The organism is Rhodococcus sp. no. 34, from assembly GCF_054589475.1.
Map to the genome: position 1 here is coordinate 127976 of NZ_BAAILK010000019.1, position 23320 is coordinate 151295.

The 23320-nt window shown below is 61.2% G+C and carries 21 protein-coding genes; 8 read left to right on the plus strand and 13 right to left on the minus strand.

The genetic code is table 11. The features are described from left to right. A partial coding sequence (locus ACYP01_RS05330) for a type 1 glutamine amidotransferase family protein (protein WP_459678841.1) occupies nucleotides 1-298 on the minus strand: 298 nt, incomplete at its 3' end. 35 nt (nucleotides 299-333) lie between these two features. After that, entirely contained in the window at nucleotides 334-909 is a 576-nt protein-coding gene (locus ACYP01_RS05335; RefSeq protein WP_058039359.1) for a TetR/AcrR family transcriptional regulator, read from the minus strand. Nucleotides 910-970: 61 nt separating this feature from the next. On the opposite strand from ACYP01_RS05335, the gene ACYP01_RS05340 reads away from it, so the two are divergent. The 7 genes from ACYP01_RS05340 (at nucleotide 971) to ACYP01_RS05370 (ending at nucleotide 8607) form a co-directional block, all read left to right on the plus strand. Further along, complete coding sequence (locus ACYP01_RS05340; RefSeq protein ID WP_459678843.1) at nucleotides 971-2263, plus strand: NADH:flavin oxidoreductase/NADH oxidase family protein; 1293 nt, start codon at nucleotides 971-973, stop codon at nucleotides 2261-2263. Nucleotides 2264-2388: 125 nt separating this feature from the next. Next, nucleotides 2389-3300 carry an acetoacetate decarboxylase family protein gene (locus tag ACYP01_RS05345; protein WP_459678844.1) on the plus strand — a complete coding sequence of 304 codons (912 nt, stop codon included), beginning with the start codon at nucleotides 2389-2391 and terminating at the stop codon, nucleotides 3298-3300. A 38-nt stretch (nucleotides 3301-3338) separates the two neighbouring features. Beyond that, nucleotides 3339-4931: a succinic semialdehyde dehydrogenase gene (locus ACYP01_RS05350; RefSeq protein WP_459678846.1), complete on the plus strand. Its 1593-nt coding sequence runs from the start codon at nucleotides 3339-3341 to the stop codon at nucleotides 4929-4931. 70 nt (nucleotides 4932-5001) lie between these two features. Then, complete coding sequence (locus ACYP01_RS05355) at nucleotides 5002-5973, plus strand: NAD(P)H-quinone oxidoreductase (protein ID WP_081558892.1); 972 nt, start codon at nucleotides 5002-5004, stop codon at nucleotides 5971-5973. A gap of 97 nt (nucleotides 5974-6070) precedes the next feature. Next, complete coding sequence (locus ACYP01_RS05360; RefSeq protein WP_459678848.1) at nucleotides 6071-6508, plus strand: nitroreductase/quinone reductase family protein; 438 nt, start codon at nucleotides 6071-6073, stop codon at nucleotides 6506-6508. A 68-nt stretch (nucleotides 6509-6576) separates the two neighbouring features. Next, nucleotides 6577-7332 carry an alpha/beta fold hydrolase gene (locus tag ACYP01_RS05365; RefSeq protein ID WP_269750113.1) on the plus strand — a complete coding sequence of 252 codons (756 nt, stop codon included), beginning with the start codon at nucleotides 6577-6579 and terminating at the stop codon, nucleotides 7330-7332. 300 nt (nucleotides 7333-7632) lie between these two features. Further along, nucleotides 7633-8607 carry an alpha/beta hydrolase gene (locus tag ACYP01_RS05370; RefSeq protein ID WP_063316911.1) on the plus strand — a complete coding sequence of 325 codons (975 nt, stop codon included), beginning with the start codon at nucleotides 7633-7635 and terminating at the stop codon, nucleotides 8605-8607. Between the two features lie 290 nt (nucleotides 8608-8897). Here ACYP01_RS05370 and ACYP01_RS05375 read toward each other — a convergent pair whose 3' ends face one another. The 5 genes from ACYP01_RS05375 to ACYP01_RS05395 all read right to left on the minus strand — a co-directional run bounded on the left by ACYP01_RS05375 (nucleotide 8898) and on the right by ACYP01_RS05395 (nucleotide 13299). Next, nucleotides 8898-9461: a recombinase family protein gene (locus ACYP01_RS05375; RefSeq protein ID WP_459678849.1), complete on the minus strand. Its 564-nt coding sequence runs from the start codon at nucleotides 9459-9461 to the stop codon at nucleotides 8898-8900. Further along, nucleotides 9458-10360 (minus strand): Fic/DOC family protein, encoded by a 903-nt coding sequence (locus ACYP01_RS05380; protein WP_459678850.1) that lies wholly within the window; start codon nucleotides 10358-10360, stop codon nucleotides 9458-9460. The genes ACYP01_RS05375 and ACYP01_RS05380 overlap by 4 nt, the downstream gene beginning before the upstream one ends. Continuing rightward, nucleotides 10357-10578: a hypothetical protein gene (locus ACYP01_RS05385; RefSeq protein ID WP_459678852.1), complete on the minus strand. Its 222-nt coding sequence runs from the start codon at nucleotides 10576-10578 to the stop codon at nucleotides 10357-10359. Before ACYP01_RS05385 ends, ACYP01_RS05380 begins: the two co-directional genes overlap by 4 nt. A 313-nt stretch (nucleotides 10579-10891) precedes the next feature. Next, a complete protein-coding gene (locus tag ACYP01_RS05390) occupies nucleotides 10892-11245 on the minus strand; it encodes a hypothetical protein (protein ID WP_099698358.1) in 354 nt (117 codons plus the stop codon). A gap of 1043 nt (nucleotides 11246-12288) precedes the next feature. Beyond that, entirely contained in the window at nucleotides 12289-13299 is a 1011-nt protein-coding gene (locus ACYP01_RS05395) for a plasmid pRiA4b ORF-3 family protein (protein ID WP_347570840.1), read from the minus strand. A gap of 243 nt (nucleotides 13300-13542) precedes the next feature. Here ACYP01_RS05395 and ACYP01_RS05400 point away from each other — a divergent pair, with 243 nt between their 5' ends. After that, nucleotides 13543-14133: a T3SS (YopN, CesT) and YbjN peptide-binding chaperone 1 gene (locus tag ACYP01_RS05400; protein ID WP_099698356.1), complete on the plus strand. Its 591-nt coding sequence runs from the start codon at nucleotides 13543-13545 to the stop codon at nucleotides 14131-14133. 42 nt (nucleotides 14134-14175) lie between these two features. Here the strand turns inward: ACYP01_RS05400 and ACYP01_RS05405 are convergent, their stop codons facing one another. From ACYP01_RS05405 to ACYP01_RS05430, 6 genes are all read right to left on the minus strand, one after another. Beyond that, a complete protein-coding gene (locus ACYP01_RS05405) occupies nucleotides 14176-15171 on the minus strand; it encodes an HNH endonuclease (RefSeq protein ID WP_099698355.1) in 996 nt (331 codons plus the stop codon). Nucleotides 15172-15347: 176 nt separating this feature from the next. Further along, nucleotides 15348-15839, minus strand: coding sequence for a hypothetical protein (locus ACYP01_RS05410; protein WP_459678853.1), 492 nt, complete (start codon nucleotides 15837-15839; stop codon nucleotides 15348-15350). Continuing rightward, nucleotides 15836-16690, minus strand: a complete 855-nt coding sequence (locus tag ACYP01_RS05415) for a ParA family protein (RefSeq protein WP_003940667.1) — start codon at nucleotides 16688-16690, stop codon at nucleotides 15836-15838. Before ACYP01_RS05415 ends, ACYP01_RS05410 begins: the two co-directional genes overlap by 4 nt. A 33-nt stretch (nucleotides 16691-16723) precedes the next feature. Further along, nucleotides 16724-19648 carry a Z1 domain-containing protein gene (locus ACYP01_RS05420; protein ID WP_459678854.1) on the minus strand — a complete coding sequence of 975 codons (2925 nt, stop codon included), beginning with the start codon at nucleotides 19646-19648 and terminating at the stop codon, nucleotides 16724-16726. Further along, nucleotides 19645-21162, minus strand: a complete 1518-nt coding sequence (locus tag ACYP01_RS05425; RefSeq protein ID WP_459678856.1) for an ATP-binding protein — start codon at nucleotides 21160-21162, stop codon at nucleotides 19645-19647. The genes ACYP01_RS05420 and ACYP01_RS05425 overlap by 4 nt, the downstream gene beginning before the upstream one ends. Beyond that, nucleotides 21155-23278: a hypothetical protein gene (locus tag ACYP01_RS05430; protein ID WP_459678857.1), complete on the minus strand. Its 2124-nt coding sequence runs from the start codon at nucleotides 23276-23278 to the stop codon at nucleotides 21155-21157. Before ACYP01_RS05430 ends, ACYP01_RS05425 begins: the two co-directional genes overlap by 8 nt. Nucleotides 23279-23320 lie beyond the last annotated feature (42 nt).

The window sequence follows — 23320 nt, forward strand, 5'->3', positions numbered from 1 at the left end:
AGATCGCATCGTAGTCAGCGGAGTCAACCTGTTCGGGGCTGGCGGTGGAGTCGAGTAGCGCCATCCGAGCAGGGTTGGACCGCCATGCCTTTGCGCTCTTGTCGTAGTTCGGGAACTTGAGCGATCGCGGTTCCAAGGGCACCGCTCCGCCCTCGGGGCTGACTAAAGTCTGCTCGAAACCGTGGTCGTCGAAAACCTGCCAGGCATGACTGAGCTCGGACAGCCACAACCCGGTCTTATGAGACGGATCGTCGTAGTGGCCGACGTTGGTGACTACGTTCAAGATTCGCTTGGTCATCGAACTCTTCTCTCGATCGCTTTGGTCAGTGGATCTCACCCTTGTACCGCCAGAATCGCAGCAAAAGCTGCTCGCACCCGATCTGCAGCCTCACCGGCCGTGGCCGTCGACATTTTGCCGTCGAGATGCAGACAAGCCAAACCGTGCGCCAATGCCCATGCCGCCGACGCCAACGCCTCGGAATCCGCATCCGGAAAGACAAGCGTCATCCCCATCTGCATCAACAGATGAATCTCTCCAGCCGCTTGCACGCGCTCGTCGTTACCCGTGTCGCACTCGTTGCCGAACATCAACCGGAAGAGCGCCGGTCGCCGCAGCGCGAACTCGACGTAGGCGACTGCGAATTCGGCAAGATCCGCCGACGTCGACGGTAGCTCGCGGCCGTCTGTCAGGTCCGCCTTCAGATCGCGCAACCCTTGCGCGGCGAGAGCAGATTCGAGCGCTTCACGATCAGCGAAATGTCGGTACGGCGCAGTCGCCGACACACCGACCTCGCGCGCGATCGCGCGCATCGAAAACGGCTCACCTGCCTCGAGCATGCGCATCGCCGACGCCAGCAGCGAGGCCTTCAGATCACCGTGATGGTAGCCACCCTTGACTGATGTTGACACCGTTAACTTTCCTTTCTACGCTCATGTGAGCAATGTAAACATACCGCATTCAGGAGCGCCGATGCCATTCACCGACCCTGCACCCGACAAGTTGGAGACTGACAGCACAGTCTCTCCGGTCTTCGCCCCGTTCACTCTTCCCAGTGGGGCGACACTCCCCAACCGGATGGTCAAGGCAGCCATGGAGGAGAACATGGCCGCAGCTGGACAGCTCCCCGGCAAAGAGCTGTTCGAGCTGTACCACCGCTGGAGCCGAGGAGGGGTGGGAACGATCATCACCGGCAACGTCATGGTTCACGCGGAGGCGCTGACCGGGCCGGCCGGCGTCGTTCTCGACGCACAATCCCCAATCGGGCCGTTCCGCGAATGGGCGGATGCCGCAAAGGGCGGAGGTGCGAAAGTGTGGATGCAGATCAATCACCCCGGTCGGCAGATTCAAGCCGACATGCCCGGTGTCGCATGGTCTCCGTCCGCCACTCGCGTCGAACTCGGCAAGAACAGCAAGCGATTTGCGCATCCCCAGGCCATGACCGCCCTCCAGATCAACGACACCGTCAACCGTTTCGCAACAACAGCACGTCGCGCAGAGGAAGCTGGTTTCGACGGCGTGGAAATCCATGCCGCACACGGCTATCTGCTCTCGCAGTTTCTCTCTCCGTTGGTCAATCAGCGCACCGACGAATGGGGCGGCACCCTAGAGAACCGAGCGCGATTGCTCCTCGACATCGTCCGCACAGTGCGCAGGGTTGTCGACCCGACGTTCACGGTTGCCGTCAAACTCAATTCCGCGGATTTCCAGCGCGGAGGATTCGACTCCGACGACGCAGCGCAAGTGATCGCCATGCTCACACCACTCGGTGTCGACGTCGTCGAACTGTCCGGAGGGAGCTACGAAGCACCGGCCATGACCGGCCAAGGCCCGGACGATCGCACCCTCGCTCGGGAGGCCTACTTTCTGACTCTTGCAGAGGAACTGGCCGAGGCCAGCCCGGTGCCGTTGATGTTGACCGGCGGTGTGGTTCGGCGACCTGTTGCCGAGCAGGTCCTGGCGAGCGGTGTGGATTTGGTCGGCATGGGCAGTGCGTTGGCGATCGATCCCGATCTGCCGAATCGGTGGCGCCTCGATGCCGCAGCCTCCGTCGAATTAGCCCCGGTGACCATCAAGGACAAGGCCATGGCGTCGGCGGCGAGCATGGCTCGCGTGCGACAGCAGCTTCGACGATTAGGGCGAGGCAAGTCCACGCGGCCGACGGCCAGCCCTGTGGTCGCACTATTGAAAGAGCAGCTGCTGCAGCGCCGCGCGCTCCGGCGGTATCGCCGCTGGTTACAGCACCGCACCCCCTCGATCGGGTAATGCGGACAGTTTCCCGTCATTTCGGCGGCGAACCCAGACAGTGTTGACAGTGCTTACATTCACCTTTAGCCTGATGTAAGCAATGTAAACATTGAATGGTCGACAGAACGAACGGAAGCATGAAAATGACGAACACAGCGACAACCGTCAAGGTCGATCTGGGCGGCCGGACCGTCGAAATCCCGAAGGAGGGCCTGTTCGACCGCTACCGGATGGATGTGCCGCTCGACAAGGTCGCCGCCGACCCGCGGGTCCCGAGTGTCGACTTCTTCCGCACGCTTCCGAAAACGCAGGTCCAATCGCCGATCGGCACGACAAGGACGCCGAACTTCTACTACGCGATGTCCTCCGCGCGTTTGACCATGGTGGCCCCGAGCAGGGCGATCCGTAAGCGGATCCCAGAGGAGCTGGCGCCGCTGGAAATCGCACCCGGGTTCGGGCTGGTGTCAGTGATGGCGTTCCGCTACGACGTGTGCGACATCGATTTCTACACCGAGGCGGCTGTGGGTGTGGCGGTTCGCCCGGCGCGCCACGGCGGACTTACCACGGCCGCTGCCGATCTGGTTGCCGCCCTCGGTGACGATCACCTGCACTCCTATGTGCTCTCACTTCCGGTCAACACCGACATCGCCCAGGTGCGCGGCCATGACGGGTACGGGTTCCCCAAGTGGGTCACCGATCTCGATGTCGGCATCGACCACGCACGCACCACGGCCCGCATCGCCAACGCGGACGGCGGCGCCGACATCGCCTTCTCCGCCCCCACCCCGGAGCAGAAGACGTTCGAAACGGGCACGAACGTCTCCACCCTCACCTCGTACACGAAGCGAGACGGATCCTGGCACTCGACCCTCAACCAAACCAACGTCCTCGCCAGCGGAACGTCGTTGTTTCCTCGCGGATTCGATCTGACTCTCGGCGAGGGCAGGATGTCCGACGACCTACGCGCACTCCGGCCCATCCGCACGATCAGATTCGATGCCACCACCTCGGCTCAGGCCGCTCTGCACATGCCGGTCCCGGTCTCGGTTCGCTGACACCTCGTATCGACCGAACATCTCAGGAGTACACCGACATGACCACAACGACCGACACCTCCACAGATCCCCGCGCGGCGCTGCCTGCCACACTGACCACAGGATTACTCGATCGGCTGACAGAACGAGTTACGGCCTCGCCCGACGCTCCCCGCTCGATCACCACTGCCCCGTACACCGGTTCACCACTCGCAGACTTCCCGGTCTCGGCCCCGGCTGACGTCGACGAAGCATTCGTTCGTGCCCGCCGCGCCCAGGCGAGATGGGCAGCGACTTCCGTAGCGGAGCGTGCCAGCGTGTTACTGCGTTTCCATGATCTGGTCCTGAAGAATCAGAACACCGGGCTCGACCTGATGCAGGCTGAGAACGGCAAGACTCGTCGCGATGCGTACCTCGAGATCGCCGACGCTGCCATCGCCGCCCGCTACTACGGCCGCACCGGACCGAAAGTTCTTGAACCCGAACGTCGCCGGGGGGCTCTGCCCTTCCTCACCCGCACGTCCGAGCTGCACCACCCGAAAGGGGTGGTGGCGATCATCTCGCCATGGAACTATCCACTGTCGATGGCGGCGACGGACGCCATCGCCGCACTGATGGCCGGAAATGCTGTGGTGCAGAAGCCCGACACCCAGACCGCGCTGACCGCCTTGTGGGCCATGGACCTGATGTACCAAGCGGGCCTACCGGCCGATGTATGGCAGATGGTGATCGGCCGAGGCAGTTCGATCGGGGACCCACTCTCGGCGAACGCGGACTACATCATGTTCACCGGATCCACGGCGACCGGTCGAGACATCGCCCGCGGCGCCGGCCAGCGGCTGATCGGGGCGTCACTCGAACTGGGCGGCAAGAACGCGATGCTCGTCCTCGACGACGCAGATCTCGATCGGGCAGCCGAAGGGGCCGTGCGCGCTGCGTTCCCGTCGGCAGGACAATTGTGCGTCTCGGTGGAGCGCCTGTATGTCGCCGAGTCCGTACACGACGAGTTCGTTGCCAAGTTCGTTCAGCGAACCTCTGCCTTGACCATCGGAGCCTCCTACGACTACGGGGTCGACGTCGGGAGCCTCACCACCGACAAACAACTGAAGACAGTGTCGGCTCATGTCGACGACGCCGTCGCGAAGGGCGCACGCCTTCTGGCCGGAGGGAAGCCACGTCCAGACCTGGGGCCGCTGTTCTACGAGCCGACCATCCTCGCCGACGTCACACCAGAGATGACGTTGCACACGGACGAGACGTTCGGTCCGGTCGTCTCGATCTACGCCGTCGCCGATGACGACGAGGCAGTTGCACGGGCAAACGACACCGTCTACGGACTCAACAGCAGCGTGTGGGGTCGCGACGCCACCCGCGCCCGCTCAGTCGCTGCCCGATTGCGTTCGGGGACCGTGAACATCAACGACGCCTTCGCCGCGGCATGGGGCAGCATCGACTCGCCGATGGGCGGAATGGGCGATTCCGGCCTCGGGCGTCGGCACGGTATCGACGGCATCCTCAAATACACCGAAGCCCAAACCATCGCCCACCAGTCGCGATTCGGTTTCTACCCACCAGCGGCAATCCCCTGGAACGCATGGGCACCCGTGGTGAACGCCGCGCTACGCATCTGGAAAACCATCGGCGCACGCTGACAAACACCGCCTGCCAACCGATTTCGACCACCACCACAGGAGAGGCAAGATGAGCACCGTCACCCCCACCATGCGAGCGATCGTCGTCGACGATAAGAAGAACCTCGCCGTAGAGGAAGTACCAACCCCAACGCCCGCACCTGGCGAGGTCCTGATTCGCGTTGCCGCCGCCGGTATCAACCGCGGTGACGTGATGCAGCGGCAGGGACTCTATCCGCCACCGCCGGGTATCAGCGACATCATGGGTCTCGAAATCTCCGGCACCGTCGTCGCCCTTGGTCCCGGCGTCGACGGTCCGGCACTGGGCCACGAAGTGTGTGCCCTGATCGCCGGAGGCGGGTACGCAGAATACGCAGTAGTCCCCGCATCTCAGTTACTACCTGTACCCGCAGGCGTGACTCTGATCGATTCCGCTGCTCTGCCCGAGGTGGCGAGCACCGTCTGGTCCACGATCGTCACCGACGCAGGCCTGCAAGCCGGCGATCTGCTTCTCGTCCACGGCGGCGGCAGCGGAATCGGAACCCATGCCATTCAGGTGGCCAAGGCGCTGGGGGCGCGCGTCGCGGTCACCGTCGGATCAGAGGCCAAGGCGCAGCGCTGCCGAGACCTCGGTGCCGACATCGTGCTCAACTACCGAGATCAGGACTTCGCAGCCGAACTGGCGGGCCAGGTAGACGTCATCCTCGACATCATGGGTGGGAGCTACCTCAGCCGCAACATCGATGCCCTCGCTGTCGGAGGTCGGCTGGTGATCATCGGCATGCAGGGAGGCTTCACCGGTGAGGCGAACGTCGGTGCACTCATCGGTAAACGTGCGCGAATCATCGGCCTCAACGTGCGCAACCGCCCGCTGACTGGCCCCGGCTCGAAGGCGGAGATCGTTGCGGCCGTCGCCACTGACGAGTGGCCGTTGATCGAACAAGGGCTTATTCGACCGATCATTTCGGCAAAGCTACCCCTGGCCGATGCAGACGAGGGGCAGGCGTTGCTCGAATCGAAAGACTCGGTGGGAAAAGTCCTTCTCCTGCCGCAGAGTTCGTGACAGATCTCAACCGACTGGAGCGAATGGCCCCTCACAGGGCACCCACCGCGCACGCACACACAGAATCACCCTCACCACCTTCATGAAGGGATGAGAAATGTCGAACACCGACACCGTCAAAGACCTCGGCGCCAAGCTGATGAACGGTGCGCACAAAATCGTGCTCACCGTCAGTGGAGGGCGACTGCTGTCCAAACCCTTCGGAATGCCGGTCGTCGAGCTGCACACGATCGGACGCTCGTCAGGACTCCCGCGGTCGTGTTACCTGACAACCCCTGTCCGAGAAAAGGACTGGATCGTGCTCGTCGCGTCGAAAGGCGGCGACGACCGCGATCCGGACTGGTACAAAAACCTCCAGGCCCACCCCGACGCCGAACTCGTCATGGACGGAGAACGCTTCGCGGTACACACACGCACCGCGTCCGCAGGAGAACGAGCCGCACTGTGGCCCAAAGTCGTTGCTGCCTATAAAGGCTACGCAGCCTACCAACGACGAACACAGCGCGAAATACCACTGGTGATCTGCCAACGGTGAGAAACGACCACCACGCAGCACAAGACGAAGGCCCACCTCGTCCGTTGTGCACTCCGATTCGTCACCGCTTGCACAGCTCGAGCGCTCCCCTTGTCCTGATCGCGCCCGCGATGGCAATAGGGTCGCACTTCTACGAACCGCTGGTCGCAGAGTTCGCACGGCACGGGTGGGAGGCCCATGCTATTCGACGACGAGGATTCGAACGCGGCGAGCCCCGCGCCGACCGCAGACACGATTGGTCCTACCAGGACGAAATCGACGACATCGAGGACGCAATTACCTGCGCGCGGAGGGATCATCCCGAGCAGCCAATCCTGTTGCTCGGGCACAGTCTCGGCGGTCAACTCGTCGCCGGACACCAACTGAACCACCCGGCGGTCGAGGCAATGGTCACCGTAGCTGCTGCGCTCCCCCACCATCGAACCTACCGATTCTGCGGGCTACACGTCTTGCTCATGGGCGCAGTAGCCGTCCCGCTGCTCACCACACTGTTCGGCTACGTACCGACACCGGCTTTCGGCGGCCCCGGCGCTCGCACGTTGATGCGGCAATGGGCCCGCACGGTCATCACAGGCAACCCACCGTACAAAGCCGATCGGCCGATCGCGACGCCCGCTCTCGTCATCAGTTTCGCATCGGACGCCATGGCCCCACCACGATCGGTGGACATCTTCGCGGAGAAACTGTTCGACACACGCGCGGTGACACGATGGCAGTACGAGCACGACGACGTCTTGCCCGGTGCGAGCAACGATCACATCAGATGGGTCCGGGGAAGTTCACAGGTGGTCGCACGCATCGTTGCCTGGTGGGAGAAGCCATGACGGTCGCCTCCGACACGCGCGAACATCAATCCATTGACGACCCGACAGGCAATATGTTTAGGTCATGTGAGAGGTGCACACATTCAACCGAACGTCGATCGCTCGTCGGCAGTGCGGGGTCGAAGTAGCGACTACTACCCGATGCAACTGGAGCACGAAACTACTTGCTATGCAGCGGGTTTGCGTACTTCTGCCAGGTACCCTCCCTTCGAATGTACCGGCACTTCTGGACCGAGTTTTCGAAAGACCAACCATCGCCTGCTTCGTCCCATCGTTCCCCCACCCGAGAGGCCAGCTGACATGTCCGAACTACCACCACCGCTCACTCCCTACCTCGAACCGGCAGCGAAGGAGCTGTGCGAGGCCACCGACCCCCACCCCCGAATCTACGAAGTGCCACCCGAAGAAGGACGAAAGATACTGCGGGACCTACAAAGTGGCGACGGCGTCGCACGACCCGACGTCGACGAAGAGTGGGTGGACGTCGATGCAGGCCAATGGGGAACGGTCCGCACTCGCATCATTCGACCGAAAGGCGCTACCGGACCACTGCCGGTGGTGTTCTACATCCACGGCGCCGGATGGGTTTTCGGAGACGACAAGACACACGATCGACTGTTTCGCGAACTCGCGGTAGGCGCCGACGCTGCCGGAGTATTTCCCGTCTACGACCGCGCGCCCGAAGCCCAGTACCCGACCCAAGTCGAACAGAACTACGCGGTTGGGCAGTGGATACTCGAGCACGGAGCCGAGCACGGCCTGGACACTACCCGCATCGCGGTGACCGGGGAGTCCGTCGGCGGATGCATGTCTGCGGTCTTTGCACTCATGAACAAAGAACGTGGAGGCATCGACCTCAAGGCACAGGTGTTGCTCTACCCAGTCACCAACGCGGACTTCGATACTCCGTCCTACCTGCAGTTCGCCGAAGGCTACTACCTCACCCGCGACGGCATGAAATGGTTCTGGGACGCCTACACCTCCGACCCCGCGAAGCGCGCAGAAGTGCACGCCTCGCCGCTACAGGCTTCCCTAGAGGACCTCGCCGGACTCCCGACCACGTTGGTCATCACCGACGAAGCCGATGTCCTTCGGGACGAAGGAGAGCAGTACGCGAATAAGCTCCGCGAGGCAGGTGTCGACGTGACATCGGTGCGCGTGGCCGGAATGGTTCACGATTTCCTGTTGCTCGACAGCCTCCGAAACACCCGCGCTGCCAATGTTGCACGGACCCTCGCCGTGGACGCACTCCGTGCCGCACTGCACGGCAGCTGACACAAGTCCGAGCCACGACAGGTAGGCGACAGCGGCGGCACGGAATTAGATCAGTTTCCAAGAGAAACCAACCCCCACCTGTACGGATGCGGCGCCAACTGCACTGCACACTGCGCTAATAGATGTTGCTGCCAAGCCGGCATCAGGAGCGGACGACGGTAGAGCTGCGCCCAGGAATCGCCGCCCACGTGGCGGCCATGCCTGGGTGACGAGTGCGCGTGGCGATATCGTGCGCGCACTGCATCGCCCGGCTCTATGCCCTGCTCACGTGGTTATCGACACCAATCGATCTATTTAGCGCCCGTCAGGAGTGCGCGGCTGACCGAGGATCTGCCGACGCCGAGCGTTGCGGCTATGGCGTCGAGGCTCTTGCCCTGTTCGCGGAGGGTACGGGCGAGTTCGGTGCGTTCGGGTGTCATGACGGTCGGGCGGCCGCCGTGTCGGCCTTGGCGTCGGGCGGCTTCGAGGCCGGCGTGGGTGCGCTCGACGATCATGCGGCGTTCCATCTGAGCGAGGGCTGCCATGATGTGGAAGAGGAATTCGCCGCCAGCGGTGGTGGTGTCGAATCCTTCTGTGAGGGAACGGAATGCGATGCCGCGTTCGCCGAGGGTGTGGACGGTGTCGATGACGTGGCGGACGGATCGTCCGAGGCGATCGAGTTTCCAGACGACGAGGACGTCGCCGTCATTCTCGCGGAGGTAGTTCAGGCATTCGGTGAGCTGGGGGCGCTGCGCTGTGGAGCCTGATTCGTAGTCGGTGAAGATGCGGATCGCGCCGGCTTGTCGGAGGGCGTGCTGCTGCAGTTCGGGGTTTTGTTCGAGGGTGGAGACGCGGGCGTATCCGATGATGCTCACAGTCTCGGTCCTTCTGGTCTGCTGCTGTGTTGTGGGATAGTGTGGCTGTTCATGAGCTGGAGGTCGACCTCGGGGCTCCAGTGGGTGTGAAACTTGGTGGTGTCGAGGTCGGCAAGTTCTGGCTCCGGAGTGAACGGCTTGGGGGTTGGTCGGATCTCGGTCGGCTGTGGGTCATGTTGTGGTGCTTCGGGTTTGATCTGGCTAGCCCACGTGTAGGTCTGTTCGGGCATGGTGTCGTAGTGCTCGATCATGGCCTGCCAGTGTTCGGGGAAGGTCATGGTGGCGCCGCGGGGTGATGTGGAGTCCGCGGGTACGTCGGTGACGGGTTTGATCGCGGGCCTTAGGACGTCGGCGAGGATGGTTCCGCCGTCGATGTAGGCGAAGTTGCGGGCCGCTTGGACGGCGTCGACGCTGAGTTCGCGCCACTCGATCGCCCATCCGACGTCGCGGGCGAGTTGGTCGAAGAAAACCCTTTGGGTGCGGGAGTTTCCGTCGACAAACGGGTGGACGCTCGTGAGATCTCCCCAATGTCCGGCGAGGTCGTGGACGAAGGTTTCGTGGCTGTGGTGGTTGAGGTAGACGTCGCTGTTGATGTCGGCGAAGACTCGATCGAGTTCGCCGGGAATGGCGGCGGGCGGGTCGTGGAAAATGCCGAGATCGCCTGGCGCGGTGTCGATAGCGCGAATTTCACCAGCCCACTCATACAGGTCACCGAGTAGGTGCCGGTGGATCGCTTGCAGGTGTGCGAAGTCGAAGTGTCCGTCGATCGGGTTCGCTGCCAGTTCCGCCATTCGTGTTGCGGCGATGAGGGCTTCGGCCTGCGCGAGCGTGTGAGGGTCGGTGTATCCGAGTCGATTTCGCAGGACCGTCGTACCTGGATAGCAATAGTCGCTGCTCACTGAGCGGTGCGGGCGTTCAGTTCGGCGAGTCCGCGGGCGATCGCTTTGTCTCCGGTGATCTCGCCGTTGAGGACAGCTCGGGCTGCTGCTTCCGCTTCGGCAGTGAAGGGGACGCCACCCATTTCGAGGCCGGCGCGGATGCCTGCTATTTCCCGTTCGATCTCACCTGCGGTCAGGATGCGGGTGGGTTTACGCGGAATCTCGTCTCGTGTCGTCATGGTCCGCTCCCCCGGTTCTCGTTTTGCGGCTGTACGCGTTTCTGCGGTTTCGACGCCGCCGACCCTATGTCGGAGGTCGCCGGCGGCGTGTTCGTCGTTCTGCGTTGAGAGTGATGCTATCGAACCGACCGAAAACGGTCTCCTCCACCGTTTCGGTCGATCTAGTTTCGGTCATGAGTTTCGGTCGACGGTTTCGCGTGGTCGCTCGATCGCGCCGATTCGGGTCGATTCGTGGGCCGAATACGAACGTTTGCGGTCCGCCCCCTCCAATCGAACTTGCCGCCACGTCATGCCTCCTTCGAACAGAATTTGGCTAGCCGACGGGCGGGCCGAAAATTTGTCCTCCCGCTTGCCGCCTGTAGTACAGAGCAATTCCAAAGCAGATAGACGACGCGATAAGGAAGCCACCGGCGATACGGGTGAAGACCGCATCTTGAGTGATCAGTAGCACTACCCCGATCGCGCCTAGTGCCACGCTCGCACTCACTTGGCCAAGCAACCGCAGTCGCGATCCATTGCCATTCCGCATAGATGTGGACTTGCCCTTGTCGCGCCACAACGTGATCCAGCCAATGACGAGCAGCGCGATCCACAAGATCTGGATCCAGTCACCGCGAATAGCGCCCTCCACCAGTAGGAAAAGCGCGGCAACGGCCACGGTTGCCACTGCGCTGACTCGAAGACACTTGGATTGAAGCATGACTGAGCTTGAGGCTCGACCGCCTATGTCGTCAACGTCAGTCGCTCGTGAATCCATTTCGCACAGAGGAAATTCTGTTTTCTGACGTAACAGCTTCGGTCCAGGTCCCACGAATCGATCGTTTGCGGTCGGACCTTGGAATCGACATATTGATTTAGCTGGGCGCCGGGTTTGGGCGACATCGCGGGCACATAGAGTCAAAGCAGCGCGAGAGTACTTGGCGAGTGCTGAGGCCTACTCCATTGAGAGGATCATTCATGGCTCGTTGGGGACGACGCATCGCCGTTGCATTAGCAGTCAGTGTGGCCGCGGCGATGGTAGTTGGTCTTTTGTATATCGCGCTAGGTACCCGCTCGATTGATTCCTCCTCGACGGATCCGACGACTTCCGAGCAGCCGAACCACGACGCTCCCCAGACGAACGAGGACTTCAAGAGGGATTCGAAGTTGGGGCGAAGCCCGAGAGAGACCCCGGTGCCAGGCGAGTCGACGATCGGCACTTCGGGTGGATACACAGCCGGTTCCTAGCCGAGTGGAATCTGATTGACCGAATTCGGCCGTTTCCGGTCAGGCTTCGGATCGTATGAGGTGATCAGGGTTTCGCCGACAACACAAGTTGCTGCATCAGCAGCGCACTCTCCCGGCTGGCGAAGCCCGTACCTGAGGCTGGCCCGATTCAGGCCCTGTGACTCACCTTGACCTTCAGCGCTGCAACGATCACTACGAGCGAAACTGCGGTTGTGATGGAGTTTCCCCACCCGAGCGCGAAGTAGTTCGCGGCTGAATCGAAATCCAATGTCTTGCAGGAGGATACGGGAAATGGGACCCACGCCCACCCTGCTTCTTCGAGCACGCCGCTTGAATACAAACTTGATCGACAGAGCTCCGGCGCTGAGGCCGGGAACCCCCACCGAGAGGTCGCACCGAAACTGACGATCAATCCAAGTACGCCGAGAGCCAGCGCGAAGGAGGAGGCGTTAAAGAAAGCTCGAACTACGCCCCCGGATGAATTCATGTGCACAGCGTACGTTCTCTCTGGATATAGAAACTGACCAATTGCGAGTCACTCCCTGCCGTGACATCGATCCACTCACTGTCCCAATCGAGTTCGTCTCGGGCAGACGCACCAAGGTCCGCAGGCAGTGACCCGGACGCCGTCAACACGATCCCACCACCTCGCGCAGAGTTCAGTAGCCACAGCAGCTGGCGGGTTGCTCCCTCACGCATCACCTCGAAATAGTTGTCATATCCGCCACGAAGCTCCGATTTGGCAACTGCGGCAAACAGTTTCGGCGCGGAATGAACCGACAGGCGACGCAAGAACTTCTCGAACAGCGAACTGCCCACAGGCGGTGACCTATGCAGTGCCACTGCAATGGTGACTGCTGCATTGGACTCTGCGGGAACAAAACGTTCGGGATCGAACAGTCCGTTACTCGCCTGCACGTTCAGGAACTCGCGATACCCGATCGGACCGCCAGAATCCTCCGGCGGGCACGCCCTCGCACCGTCGAGACACGATGGCTCAGAAATCGGCTGGTCTTCGACAATCTGCTCGAGAACCAACGTGTGACTCCACCTTGCGCGGGCGTTGTACTCATAACGGACGTACTCCCCTACCGCGGTAACTGCCTCGTCGATCCGGACTTCGTCCTCACCAAACTCGTCTTCCTGGTATCCGTCGCGCTCGATCACCTCTGGCGCGATATACCGATCTGGGCCATTGTCCGTTGAATGATGGACACTCACCCACTGATGAGCGTGTTGATCTCCCCACCCCATCACCGCCTGCACAATCGAATGAAGTTGGTCCAGTTCGATATTCGACGGAACCGAAAACCGTCTCCAAATAGGCGGCGTGATGCAGTCGATTTCGATCCGCATGACAAAGTTCGCCACCTCCGGCCGTCGACGCTGATTCCGCATCTGCCTCGGCGTAAGGACCTTCATCGGGCTTTGCGCCGCTTGATATGCAGGTACCAAACGCAGATGTGAACCTTTCCGAACTCGCTGACCTGTCATCTATGGAGGCTAGATCTACCTACCGACAGCCGAGATACTCACTGCCACAAGGTTGCCCGATTTGTCGGGGCTCGCACCTCGTCGCTGGTCGGCTGTCAAGTCCTGATCAACACGGACCTGCGCAGGCATTATTAATCATCCACTGCGCGGACAATAGTGTGCGCCGATTACCGTAGACCTGACAGCTACCGTACGAAAACAGTGCCCAGCGCCTGCTCGGACTGGCACAGAACATGAGGATCCATGAGCGACCAAGACACGACCGCCGACCAGCCCCTCCACATCAACGGCGCAATTGCCTTGGTGACGGATGAGCGCGACGAGTTGGTTCGCCTGTGCGTCCAGACCCTCGCCGAACTACTGGGCAGTGAGCCTGCCACCGATGACGATGGCGACATCGTCGTGCCGGTTCACGGGTTTGTCGTCTACGTAACTGTTGCGGATGACGGCCCTCAGATCAACGTCTGGTCCTCGGTCCTGACGGGCCTCGGCAATCCCTCGCACGCTGCGACTCGACTGATCGAACTCGCGCAGGAATGGCCACGCCTGCGCTTCGCCTTCAGCGGCGACCACCTACTGGTCTCCACGATGCTCGACGCCGATCCCTTCGCTCCGCAGCATCTGCTGAACCTGATCGACGAGGTTCACGACTTCACTCACGAACTCGACGACGATTTTGCTGAATCCTTCGGAGGGTCCCTCGACTGCGACGCGGATGACGACAGCTACGCCGGCGACTGCAATCCCGGCGGTTGCGACGGAGACTGTGACTGTGCGTGCGGCGATGAAGCAGACGCCGTCGACGGAGATCTCGGCATTACCCCAGTCAAATAGGCTGGCTCTCCGATCAGCTCCGCCAAGCACTCCATGGAGTCGTCACGATGCGACGTAGATCTGTGTGCGGTGCCAGTCCAGATAGACAACATCTGGACGCTCCGCCTTGTCCGGCAAGATCAATCGGTCTCTCAACGGCGGCTTTCCGAGTGCCGCGCGAAGGGGACCTTCGATCTCCATATCGCTCTCGACGCCGGCCGCATAGTGGAGGTTCAAGTCCTCATCGACGGTGATGAGCCCTGTATCGAAGGCAATGTCATGCGTCGGGCAAGCGGTGAAACCGTTGCGATGATCGAGTCGCTCTTTGTCAGTGCTGTCCCGCCAGGGCTTGATATGACTTGCAGTCAGTAGGCGCGGCCGGCGTCGGCCAGCGATGTTCGCGCTGAGGCCGCAGAACACGCAGCGGTGCTCGTGATTGCTGAGTACCCCAGCGGCGAACCGATGCTGGCCGATCCGAACTCTGGAGGTCAGCAACCGCTGAGTGGTAGCGATGGGGATATCTTTACGCTCGCTAGACCACTTTTCGAGCGACTGCTCCAAGGATCTCTCGATCTCACTTTGGACTAACTCTTCTTGTCCCGCCAACCACAACGTTTCGCCGTTTTCCAATTCGAGGAAGTCTGGCAACGCATGTTCGTCAATTCCGTGGGAACGCGCCGACCGCAGAATTCGAAGGTATACGTCCTGCATCAACACGCTGTCCGAAAGCATCAACGACGCGACTTCGACCTCATATCGCCCGCCATGACTACGTGTTCCATCCAGGTTCGCCATCTTTGCGATAAAGCTCGTGGGCGGACGCTTGAACAAACTCGCAAGATGCTGGACCGGCATTCCCGCTCGATGTGCAGAAGAGCTACCGAACCGGCGATGGTCAACCAACAGCGATGCGCAGAGCGACAACACGACCTCGCTCGGAACGAACGGCACCTGTCGGCTTCCCTTCGGTACCTCCTGACGTGCGAGTACCGATTTCCACTGCGCCTCCAGCGCGGCGGGCGATGGGTCAAGAAACTCGGAGATCACCGAAGGTGCCACTATGCGCCTTCCTTGGTAAGCGTCCAACCCGCAAGTTCACACACTAGCCGGCGCCGCGCGGAATCATTCGAAGCCACTCGTGTGGTATCGCCATCCACTGATGAAGGAGTCCGGCGAACCAGTGCGCCAATCTGGCGGCCCCAAGGACCACAACGGCGCGCTGAGAGGAGGAGCAACTACCGGAACGCACTGCCCTTCGAGGTCAGTGCCTTCACCCGCTCGACGGTCCAGACTGCAAGCACATCAACCTTGCGCTTGCGACCCGTCTCCTTGTGCGTGTCGATTTCCTGTTCCGCGATGATGTCCTTGATCCCGTCGGCATCGAGGGCCGAAAGACGCTCCAACAGAACCTCTTCCCCATCGGCTTTGAAGACCTCGAACGGATCGAAAGCGCCGGGCTCCCGCTTCACCTTCGGAGCCGCCGCACGACGGCGCGGCGCCGGCGCAGAAGCAGGTACCACAACGGCGGATCCATCCGACGGAACTGCGAAAGCGCTTTCGATTGCCTTCGCGAAGCGCGGGGTACGGGCAGCTTCCTCTGCAACTACCTGAACCAGTTTGGCCAGCAACACCGATGCCGAGGCATTGGTTGCTCCCAACTTGAGGAGCGCTGCACCGGTTTCCTGCACCTGCACGCGACGACGCGCCTCATCGATACCCGCACTCATAGCTTCGCCTGCGCTTCCGTGAGAATGTTCTGCGTAATTGCACGCATCTGATCGAACTGACCTGCATTGCCGTACTTCACCTTCAAAGTGCTGTACGGGTGAAACTCCGCCGACGCGGCAATCTGATTCGACTCCGCGAGATACTCCGGCAATACGTGAGGGACGTTGGGATCGCGTCGAAGATTTCGCACAGTCGTGCGGTGCACCGCCGAGTTGGACTTGTACTTGGTGATCACCAACCCGAGTTCGAAGAGTTCACGGCCGAGTTCTTTGCCGAACTTCGCGATGTGCGTCTGGATCTGCGGAATGCCGTACGTGGAGAGCACATCCGGGATCGTGGGGATCACGTAGCCGTCAGCCATGGCCAATCCGTTGAGTGTGATCGGCCCGAGATTCGGCGGGCAATCGATCAGAACGTAGTCGTAGTACGGCATCACCGGGGCGACGGCATCCCTCAACAATTCAACCGGCTTGGTGGAGTTCCGATCAGCAACCCGAAGGGCACTGATCTCCTCCTGTAGCTCGATCAAATCGAGAGATGAGGGAAGCAGATCCACACCCGTCACTCGCTTGACCGGAGAAACTCCGCGCTGAATCGAAGCTTCAAGATCGAAGTTCGACGTGCCATCGACAGCGTCACGGAAAATGGTTGCGCTGGTCAGCCCTTGCTTGTTGAGTTCGAGCCAGTGATCCTCACTGATCATCATCGTCGTCAGATTGATCTGCGCATCGAGGTCGATCAACAGCACGCGCTGACCGAATTCGAGCGACATGAACTCGGCCAACCCCGCGGTGATCGTCGTCTTACCGACGCCGCCCTTGAGGTTGATCGTCGCAATCGTCTTAGCCATCAGAACCCATTCCTGTCTCCCACCACAACACACCTAGTTCGCATCGACGATCGCCCCTGTCCCTGACTGCTTCACCCGAAAACCGATTCGCCCCAACGGCTCCGCCGCGTGCGGAAGCGCGTACGAGAACAACGTCGCAAAATCGCGCGAGTCCACGGGACCAGCCTGTGCCCGTTTCAACTGACGAGGAGCCGGATCGTTCGCCAATACCAGAATCAATGCACCGCGAGTCTTCCGATGAAGAGCACCCGCAAGCGGTCCACCGTTCTTCTTCGGGCTGCCCGCAATGTGCTCGATCGCATCGCGCTCACGGACGGCCGTACCGGTGAAACCTGTTCGGTACTCGCGTTCCTGACGCTTGCGATTGACGATCGGAAGTTTCTCGTGCCAACCCTTGATCTCGATCGGCTCCCGGGTCTTGGGGTACGGCAGCAGAACTGCAAAATCCTCGAGCAATCCGGATTCGATTGCGGTCGAAAGCGCTTCGCGGTGGGGACCGAAATCCCACCCGTTCGCCCACTCGAACTGGTCGACGGCCTCTAACACCACATGGGCAGGGACAATGCCGTATCGCGCAGTGAACGATCGCGAAACATCATCCTTGTCAACGAAATTGAAGGACCCTGTTTCGCCCAACGACTTCAATAATGGTGCAACCGCGTCGAAGTGCCGAGCGTTGATCGAACCGTCACCTCGCGGGGGCTGCATCGTGAAGCTGAAACTTTCACCGCCCATGCCTCGATAAACCAGATCGGCGTTGAACATCTTGTTTCGAGCCGTCGGCCTCAGCCACGGCAGCTGCTGAAACACCATCGGCGGCACATCGCGTGGAGTGACCCACGGTTCGCCCTTCTCGTTCACGCCGCTGAACCGAGTGAGCTCGTTCCGGAACTCCTGCTCGTCCCGAACGATCGCCTCGAACGCCTTGTACATGTCGTAGTCCGCGCCGGCGGGTCCGCCAACCGTGCGGCCGATGAACAGGCGCACCAAGTCTCGGTACCCGGGGCGGAATCCGAACCATCGTCCCATCTGCATCAATGTGTCAGCTTGGCCCGTTCGACGCGTGTAATAAGTGATGGTCAGGCCCTCGACCGTGAAGCCGCGACTCAGCTTCGTGCCGCCGACCAGAATCTTCCACACGCCGCGTTCCTGGAAATCGAGGGAATCCTGTTTGTAGTCCTTCTCGGCCGCACCGTTGACCACGATAACGGGGCTGGTTCCCTCGGAAATCTTGTCGTAGGCAGCGCCGATGAATTCCTCCAACTCGGCAAACGAACCAGGATTCTCCAGTTCACTGCCCCGAGCCGCACTCACCACCGCAAAGTCTTCGGCCCAGAGCTTGTCCAGCCGGGAAAGACTCTTGGCCTGGCTGTATCCGGCCGATTTCCACAAGGCCTTGAAGTCGTCGGCTACGGCGTCATGCTCGGCCTGCTTCACCGATTCGTGCACCAGCATCGTGTGGTGCCGATACGGCTCGGCGCCCTTCGATTCCCGGAATAGCTTGATCGCCCCGGTCAGGACAAACGAGTCGAGCGCTCGCAACTGCTCGGCTGAGCGATCCTCGTCGCACTCGGCCCGGAGATCCCGTACGTACGCTTTCTGGTTCGAATTGGCCGGAGTCTTGTCGTCGTCTTCGAGATCGTCTAGATCGTGGAAGTCCGCACCACCCATGTACGGGCCGGGCCGCTCGAGACTGACGATGAAGTCCGAAGGAAAGACGTTGACGCTGTCTTCCGGATCGACAAACACATTGGCAAAAGGTGTTGCGGTGTAACCGATGTACTGGGCACGCTCGAGTAGACCGAGGATCTCAGCAATCTGACCGTTGATCGCCGTCCGCTCGACCTGCTCGGTTTTCATCTTCTTCGGATCGATCGTGTTCACCGATGCCTGATCGGCTTCGTCGTCGATGATCAGGGCAGGAATCTGATCGAGTTCGGTCGGCACTTTCTTCAGATCGGCCACCAGCTTCTTGAGGCTGGAGACGTTCTTCTTCACGACCGCGATGCGAATATTGCTCGGGTACAGATTCTTCGGATCATTCAGAGGAAGAGAGTGATCCACTGTTTCGAAGTGCAGTGCGCTCAGGCCCGCGAGCAGGCTCTTGTAGTCAAAGGTCGAGGTGGTGAGCCGGCGGATAGCCGGGATTTCATTCGTCTTGTTCGGATCGATTTCGTGTTCGAGAAAGTTCCCGTTTCGCCAGTCCTCGTCGTTGGCGTAGTCGTCGTCCACGCCGGCACTGATGTTTTGACGACCGACCAATTCCATGTCGAGGCGTCGCTGAGTCTGGCTCCGGAGAATCTCGATCGTGCCGGTCAGAACGATGACCAAGCGGTATCCAGCGTCGATCGCCTTGGCCACGACGCCACTGAAATTCGCCGTCTTCCCGCTCTGGACGTAGCCGACCACCAAACCTTTGGACTGATACGGCTCCGGCCTGGTTGGGTCGGCGAGTCGATGCACAACCTCGGTCGTTGCGATGTCCAGCTTTCCGATTGTCGCTTCGTCCCAGTTCTTGTCGGCTAAAACTCGCTTGTAAGCGCGCCAATAGAAGTCGTGCTCGCGGCGGCGTTCGGAGGTGTACCAGGGGTCCCACGGCTGCTGAGCCGCAATGACAACGGGCCCACCTTCGCGAGGGAAGTGCGCATCCATCTCGGCGTGGGCGTCGACCGGCAATCCCAACAAGTCGTAGATCCGAGCCCGCCGTTCCGGACTTTGCGGAACAGTCGAGCCTACCCACGTCTCGACACTTTCCGCATCCCACTGCCGTAGACGCGAGGTGAGCGCCGTTCGTACACCGACAGCACTCTCATCGAGGAACACATCGATGATGTCCGCGATGGTCAGGCCATCCGGATAGCTCGCTCGCAGGCGCGCGTTGACCGGGTAGAGCACGTTCTCGGGCGGAAACCCGTCACCGAGTTCACGTGCAACCGCACGGAATACTTCATCACTCACTGCACTACCTGCTCCCGGTGCGCTGCCACTGCGGAAATCAACACTTCCTGCCACGCCTGCATCTTTTCCCTCTGACGAGCGCCGATTCTCGTTCGTTCGAACATCTCACTCACCAACAGGAAGACAAGAGTCTTGAGCACCGGAGCATCAGCCGGGTCGAGACTGCGACGTCCGAGCAGATCACGCCGAAAACGCGCATTGACCCACAAAGTTCGAGTCTTGAGGTCGACTTCGAAGAACTGATCACGCGCCAAGGCTCGCCAACCCACCGCAACAGGATCATCACCGACGCTGAATTCGAAGGCGTCGCTGAAGGAATCGAGCACGTCTTCCGGAAAGCCGGATGCCGGCTCGATGACGCTGATCGGCCGAGGTGCAGAACTTCGGGCTGCCCGCACGACGCGCTCGGCATCGGTCAGATACGAACGGAATCCACCGTTGCCATCCGTGAAGACGGCCCCGTCGACGGCAGCCGACGCAGTGGCGTCGAGCGTCACCCCCGATTTCTCGGGATTGATGGTGATGTGCTGCAGCAGAGATTCGTTCAGGTCGACAGCAATTCGTGCCAATCCGTAGTCCGGTCGGCCCCGCACTATCGCGTTCCAGCCGCCGATCTGCAGGAGTCGATCGTGCCGATAGAAGTAGAGCCCCTGCTGGTCACGGCCAGGGGCGCCGTGGATGCGAAATTCCGGTGCATTGCTCCGGGCGGGCCACAGGTGAGCTTCGGCGGTTACTGTGGCACCGGCGATCGACACGGTAAGTGTCCGAGGGTAGTTGGGGTCGCCGGTGCGCGGATACCGGAACGGGTCGATGACACTGACTGTGCGCAGCGCGCCGGCGCGTCCCGCTTCGACGTCGAAGACATCGACAGTCAGAGCGATCCGGCCGGATTCGATGAGACGGTGAAATACGACGCCGAGGTGACTGCGCACGTCGTTGATGGTCTGTTCGAGCCAGCTGGTCTGCTCGTCCGCGTGCGCGGACATGAGAAATGTTGTGATGCCGCGCCATTCGACAACAGTTCCGGTGTCGAAGGGAAAGCGGGGCGTGACTGCGTCGAAGAATTCTTCGGCTTGCCGGTCCTCGATCACCGAAACTGACTGACGCCCCTGCACTGAGGCCGAGTCGATCTCGCGGCCCTGCGTCGGGTGCCCGGACTTTCGAGACCACACTCGGAGCAACCGAGCCTGACTCAACGACGCCGCCTTCATCCCTACACCGAAATGACCCAGGTCCCCGGCGGCATAGTCGCGTCGGCGGCCGTAGGTCATCGCGGAATCAATGGTGTCACTGTCCATGCCGGAGCCGTTGTCGATCACCATCATCGACACGATCCGTGTGCCGTCCTGAACGAACCTGATCAGCACGTGGGAGGCCTCGGCGTCGAGGCTGTTGTCGATCAGATCGGCGAGCGCTGTCGCGATGGTGTGGTGCAAGCCGATGGCGCCGGCGAGGGACTCGTCCGCAGCAAGGATCTTGGTGCCCACTATGCGGGTGTCCGCGACGTCAGTCATGGGATGCATCCTTACCCTCTACCTCGTCGATTTCGGATGCTTCGCCGCGCCTCCATGCCGCCTCCAGGAAGTCCAAAACCACGTCTTCACCACGATCTTCGTACGCGCGCAGTATCTTTCGTGGACGGTCTTCGCCGTCCAGACACACGGCTTCGGCGAGAATCCGCACCACATGTCTCTCGGCAGTTCGCAATGGCTCGCGATTGCCAACCTCTGCAAGTGCCTGACGTAGTGGGTCGATGTCAGAGTGAACGATCGCCGGTCGGACCACGCGGAAGGTTCCGTCTTGCCACAGCTCGAGCAACACGTCTTCGCCCTCCACAGCGGAGAGTTCACGCAGGAATCGGCGGATAGTGCCGAACGTCGGCTGCGCTCCGGTCCATCGAACTGCTTGAACGCCGAGGTGACTCTCCAACTCGATGTTCGCGCCGCGCGCACAGCCGGCAGCGACCGCGACACCGGCGGGTACAGCAAACCCGGAGCCCCGCAGATGATCAGAGGTCACGGTCAGTCGATACCGCCACGTACTACCTGACCGGTACAGGCGGCGAGTCAACTCTGGCGTCTTCGCAGTGTTGCGTGTCCGCTTGCGCCGGACTATCCCGTCACCACCAATGTTGAACTCACTGGTTCCTTCAGCCTCTCCCGAAGAAACCGATTCCTCCCCAACGGAATCCGCGCTTCCCCAGGCGTGCAGCCGCCACACTGCGCCGTCGAGCGCCACGCGATCGTCGGCCTCGAGCGCGCGCTCGATCGACCGGTCACTGCGATCGGACTTCAGCAACTCCACAAGCTCGACGACGGACTTCGGCGATCCGACGGCTTCGAGCGCGCCGACTGCCAGATCGGAGATCCGACGCGCACGCGTCAGCGCAGAATCCGCCACTACGACAACGCCGCACCACGCAAGCCACTTCTCCAGTTCGCCGCGTGACATCGACACAACTTCGGCGACGTCGTCGAGTGCAACTACACCGTTGGGGGACTCAAAGTCTTCCAGCAAGGTCTGAGTGCGTTTCTTGGCCGCCGCGACGCCCGGAGCGGCTGCCCAACCGTCAGTCACCTCGAAGTAGTCGTCGAGACGGTCCAGAACCAACCACAGCGGAACTCCGTAACCAGGCACCTCCGCCGCGATGCTCGGATGCACGTCGAGGAGGCGATCAAGCGAAGCTACCGGCTGAATCTCGACGCGCAGGCTGGCAAGCAGGTTCCCCACGGCTGTCCCGAATCCGCACGCCGCGTTGAGTTTGGCTTTCACGTCGGCCTCGATCTGCCCGACCCGCCCCGAGCCCACACCGAGCTTGGCTCCGATCGCTCCCCTACGCTGCGGCACTCGCGCTACGATCCGCTCACGCAACACCAACGACTCCCGCTCGTCCAACTGGGAGAAGAGATTGTCGATTTCGTCAATCGCGTCGGTACGGTCGGTGTCGGGCAAGTCGTTCGGCGTCAGAGCCGAGATCCGGGCGGCGACTTCCTGAATCGAGGCCGGAGATTCGTCGTCGATCTCGACGGTGACGAGTGGTCTGCTGTCCTGACCTCGGACCCGTCGCCACATAGCAAGCTGAGCGAGATCGTCGAGCAGCGCTGTGATCGCGGGTGGGGCACCTGCTTCCTCAGTGGCCTCGACGCGGGCGAGCGGAGTCGTCATGACCGCACAGACCAACAGGTTGAGCACTATGTCGTGCACCGTCTGTTCGCTCGTTCCGCGCACGCCGAAGATCTCAGCGGTCGTGTGCATCAGCAGTCCGCCGATTGCTTTGTCGGTGGTGAGCCGAGACAGTGCAGTCACTGCGCGAGTATCCAGACTCAACGCCTCCAGCGGGAGATCTTCACCAAGTAGCGGAAAGCTCGCTCTTAATACCGCTGCCGCGTGGTGAGCGATGTAGAGGGACGCCAGCTCGGAGAGAACCTTCTCGAGATCGACCTCGAGAACAGTGAACGACGGCGCTTCGCTGAACCACCAATCAGGTGACGGTGCCAGCGGCTCGAGCAGCGCAGCACGATCGGATACGTAGTCGTCCAGCCAAGGAAACAGATCGACCCACAGCGTCTGACTCAGCTCGTTCGCGGGAAGCGAGTTCACACCCAACGTCAACGCACTACTCCCACTCACGGATACCTTCATTGCGGTCAAAACCGACCGCGATGTCGGTAA

Coding starts and splice junctions, on each gene's coding strand:
- ACYP01_RS05410 (WP_459678853.1), bottom strand. CDS start 15,839: ATGAGTGCGGGTATCGATGAGGCGCGTCGTCGCGTGCAGGTGCAGGAA.
- ACYP01_RS05340 (WP_459678843.1), top strand. CDS start 971: ATGCCATTCACCGACCCTGCACCCGACAAGTTGGAGACTGACAGCACA.
- ACYP01_RS05415 (WP_003940667.1), bottom strand. CDS start 16,690: ATGGCTAAGACGATTGCGACGATCAACCTCAAGGGCGGCGTCGGTAAG.
- ACYP01_RS05395 (WP_347570840.1), bottom strand. CDS start 13,299: ATGACAGGTCAGCGAGTTCGGAAAGGTTCACATCTGCGTTTGGTACCT.
- ACYP01_RS05400 (WP_099698356.1), top strand. CDS start 13,543: ATGAGCGACCAAGACACGACCGCCGACCAGCCCCTCCACATCAACGGC.
- ACYP01_RS05370 (WP_063316911.1), top strand. CDS start 7,633: ATGTCCGAACTACCACCACCGCTCACTCCCTACCTCGAACCGGCAGCG.
- ACYP01_RS05355 (WP_081558892.1), top strand. CDS start 5,002: ATGCGAGCGATCGTCGTCGACGATAAGAAGAACCTCGCCGTAGAGGAA.
- ACYP01_RS05350 (WP_459678846.1), top strand. CDS start 3,339: ATGACCACAACGACCGACACCTCCACAGATCCCCGCGCGGCGCTGCCT.
- ACYP01_RS05425 (WP_459678856.1), bottom strand. CDS start 21,162: ATGACTGACGTCGCGGACACCCGCATAGTGGGCACCAAGATCCTTGCT.
- ACYP01_RS05385 (WP_459678852.1), bottom strand. CDS start 10,578: ATGACGACACGAGACGAGATTCCGCGTAAACCCACCCGCATCCTGACC.
- ACYP01_RS05360 (WP_459678848.1), top strand. CDS start 6,071: ATGTCGAACACCGACACCGTCAAAGACCTCGGCGCCAAGCTGATGAAC.
- ACYP01_RS05345 (WP_459678844.1), top strand. CDS start 2,389: ATGACGAACACAGCGACAACCGTCAAGGTCGATCTGGGCGGCCGGACC.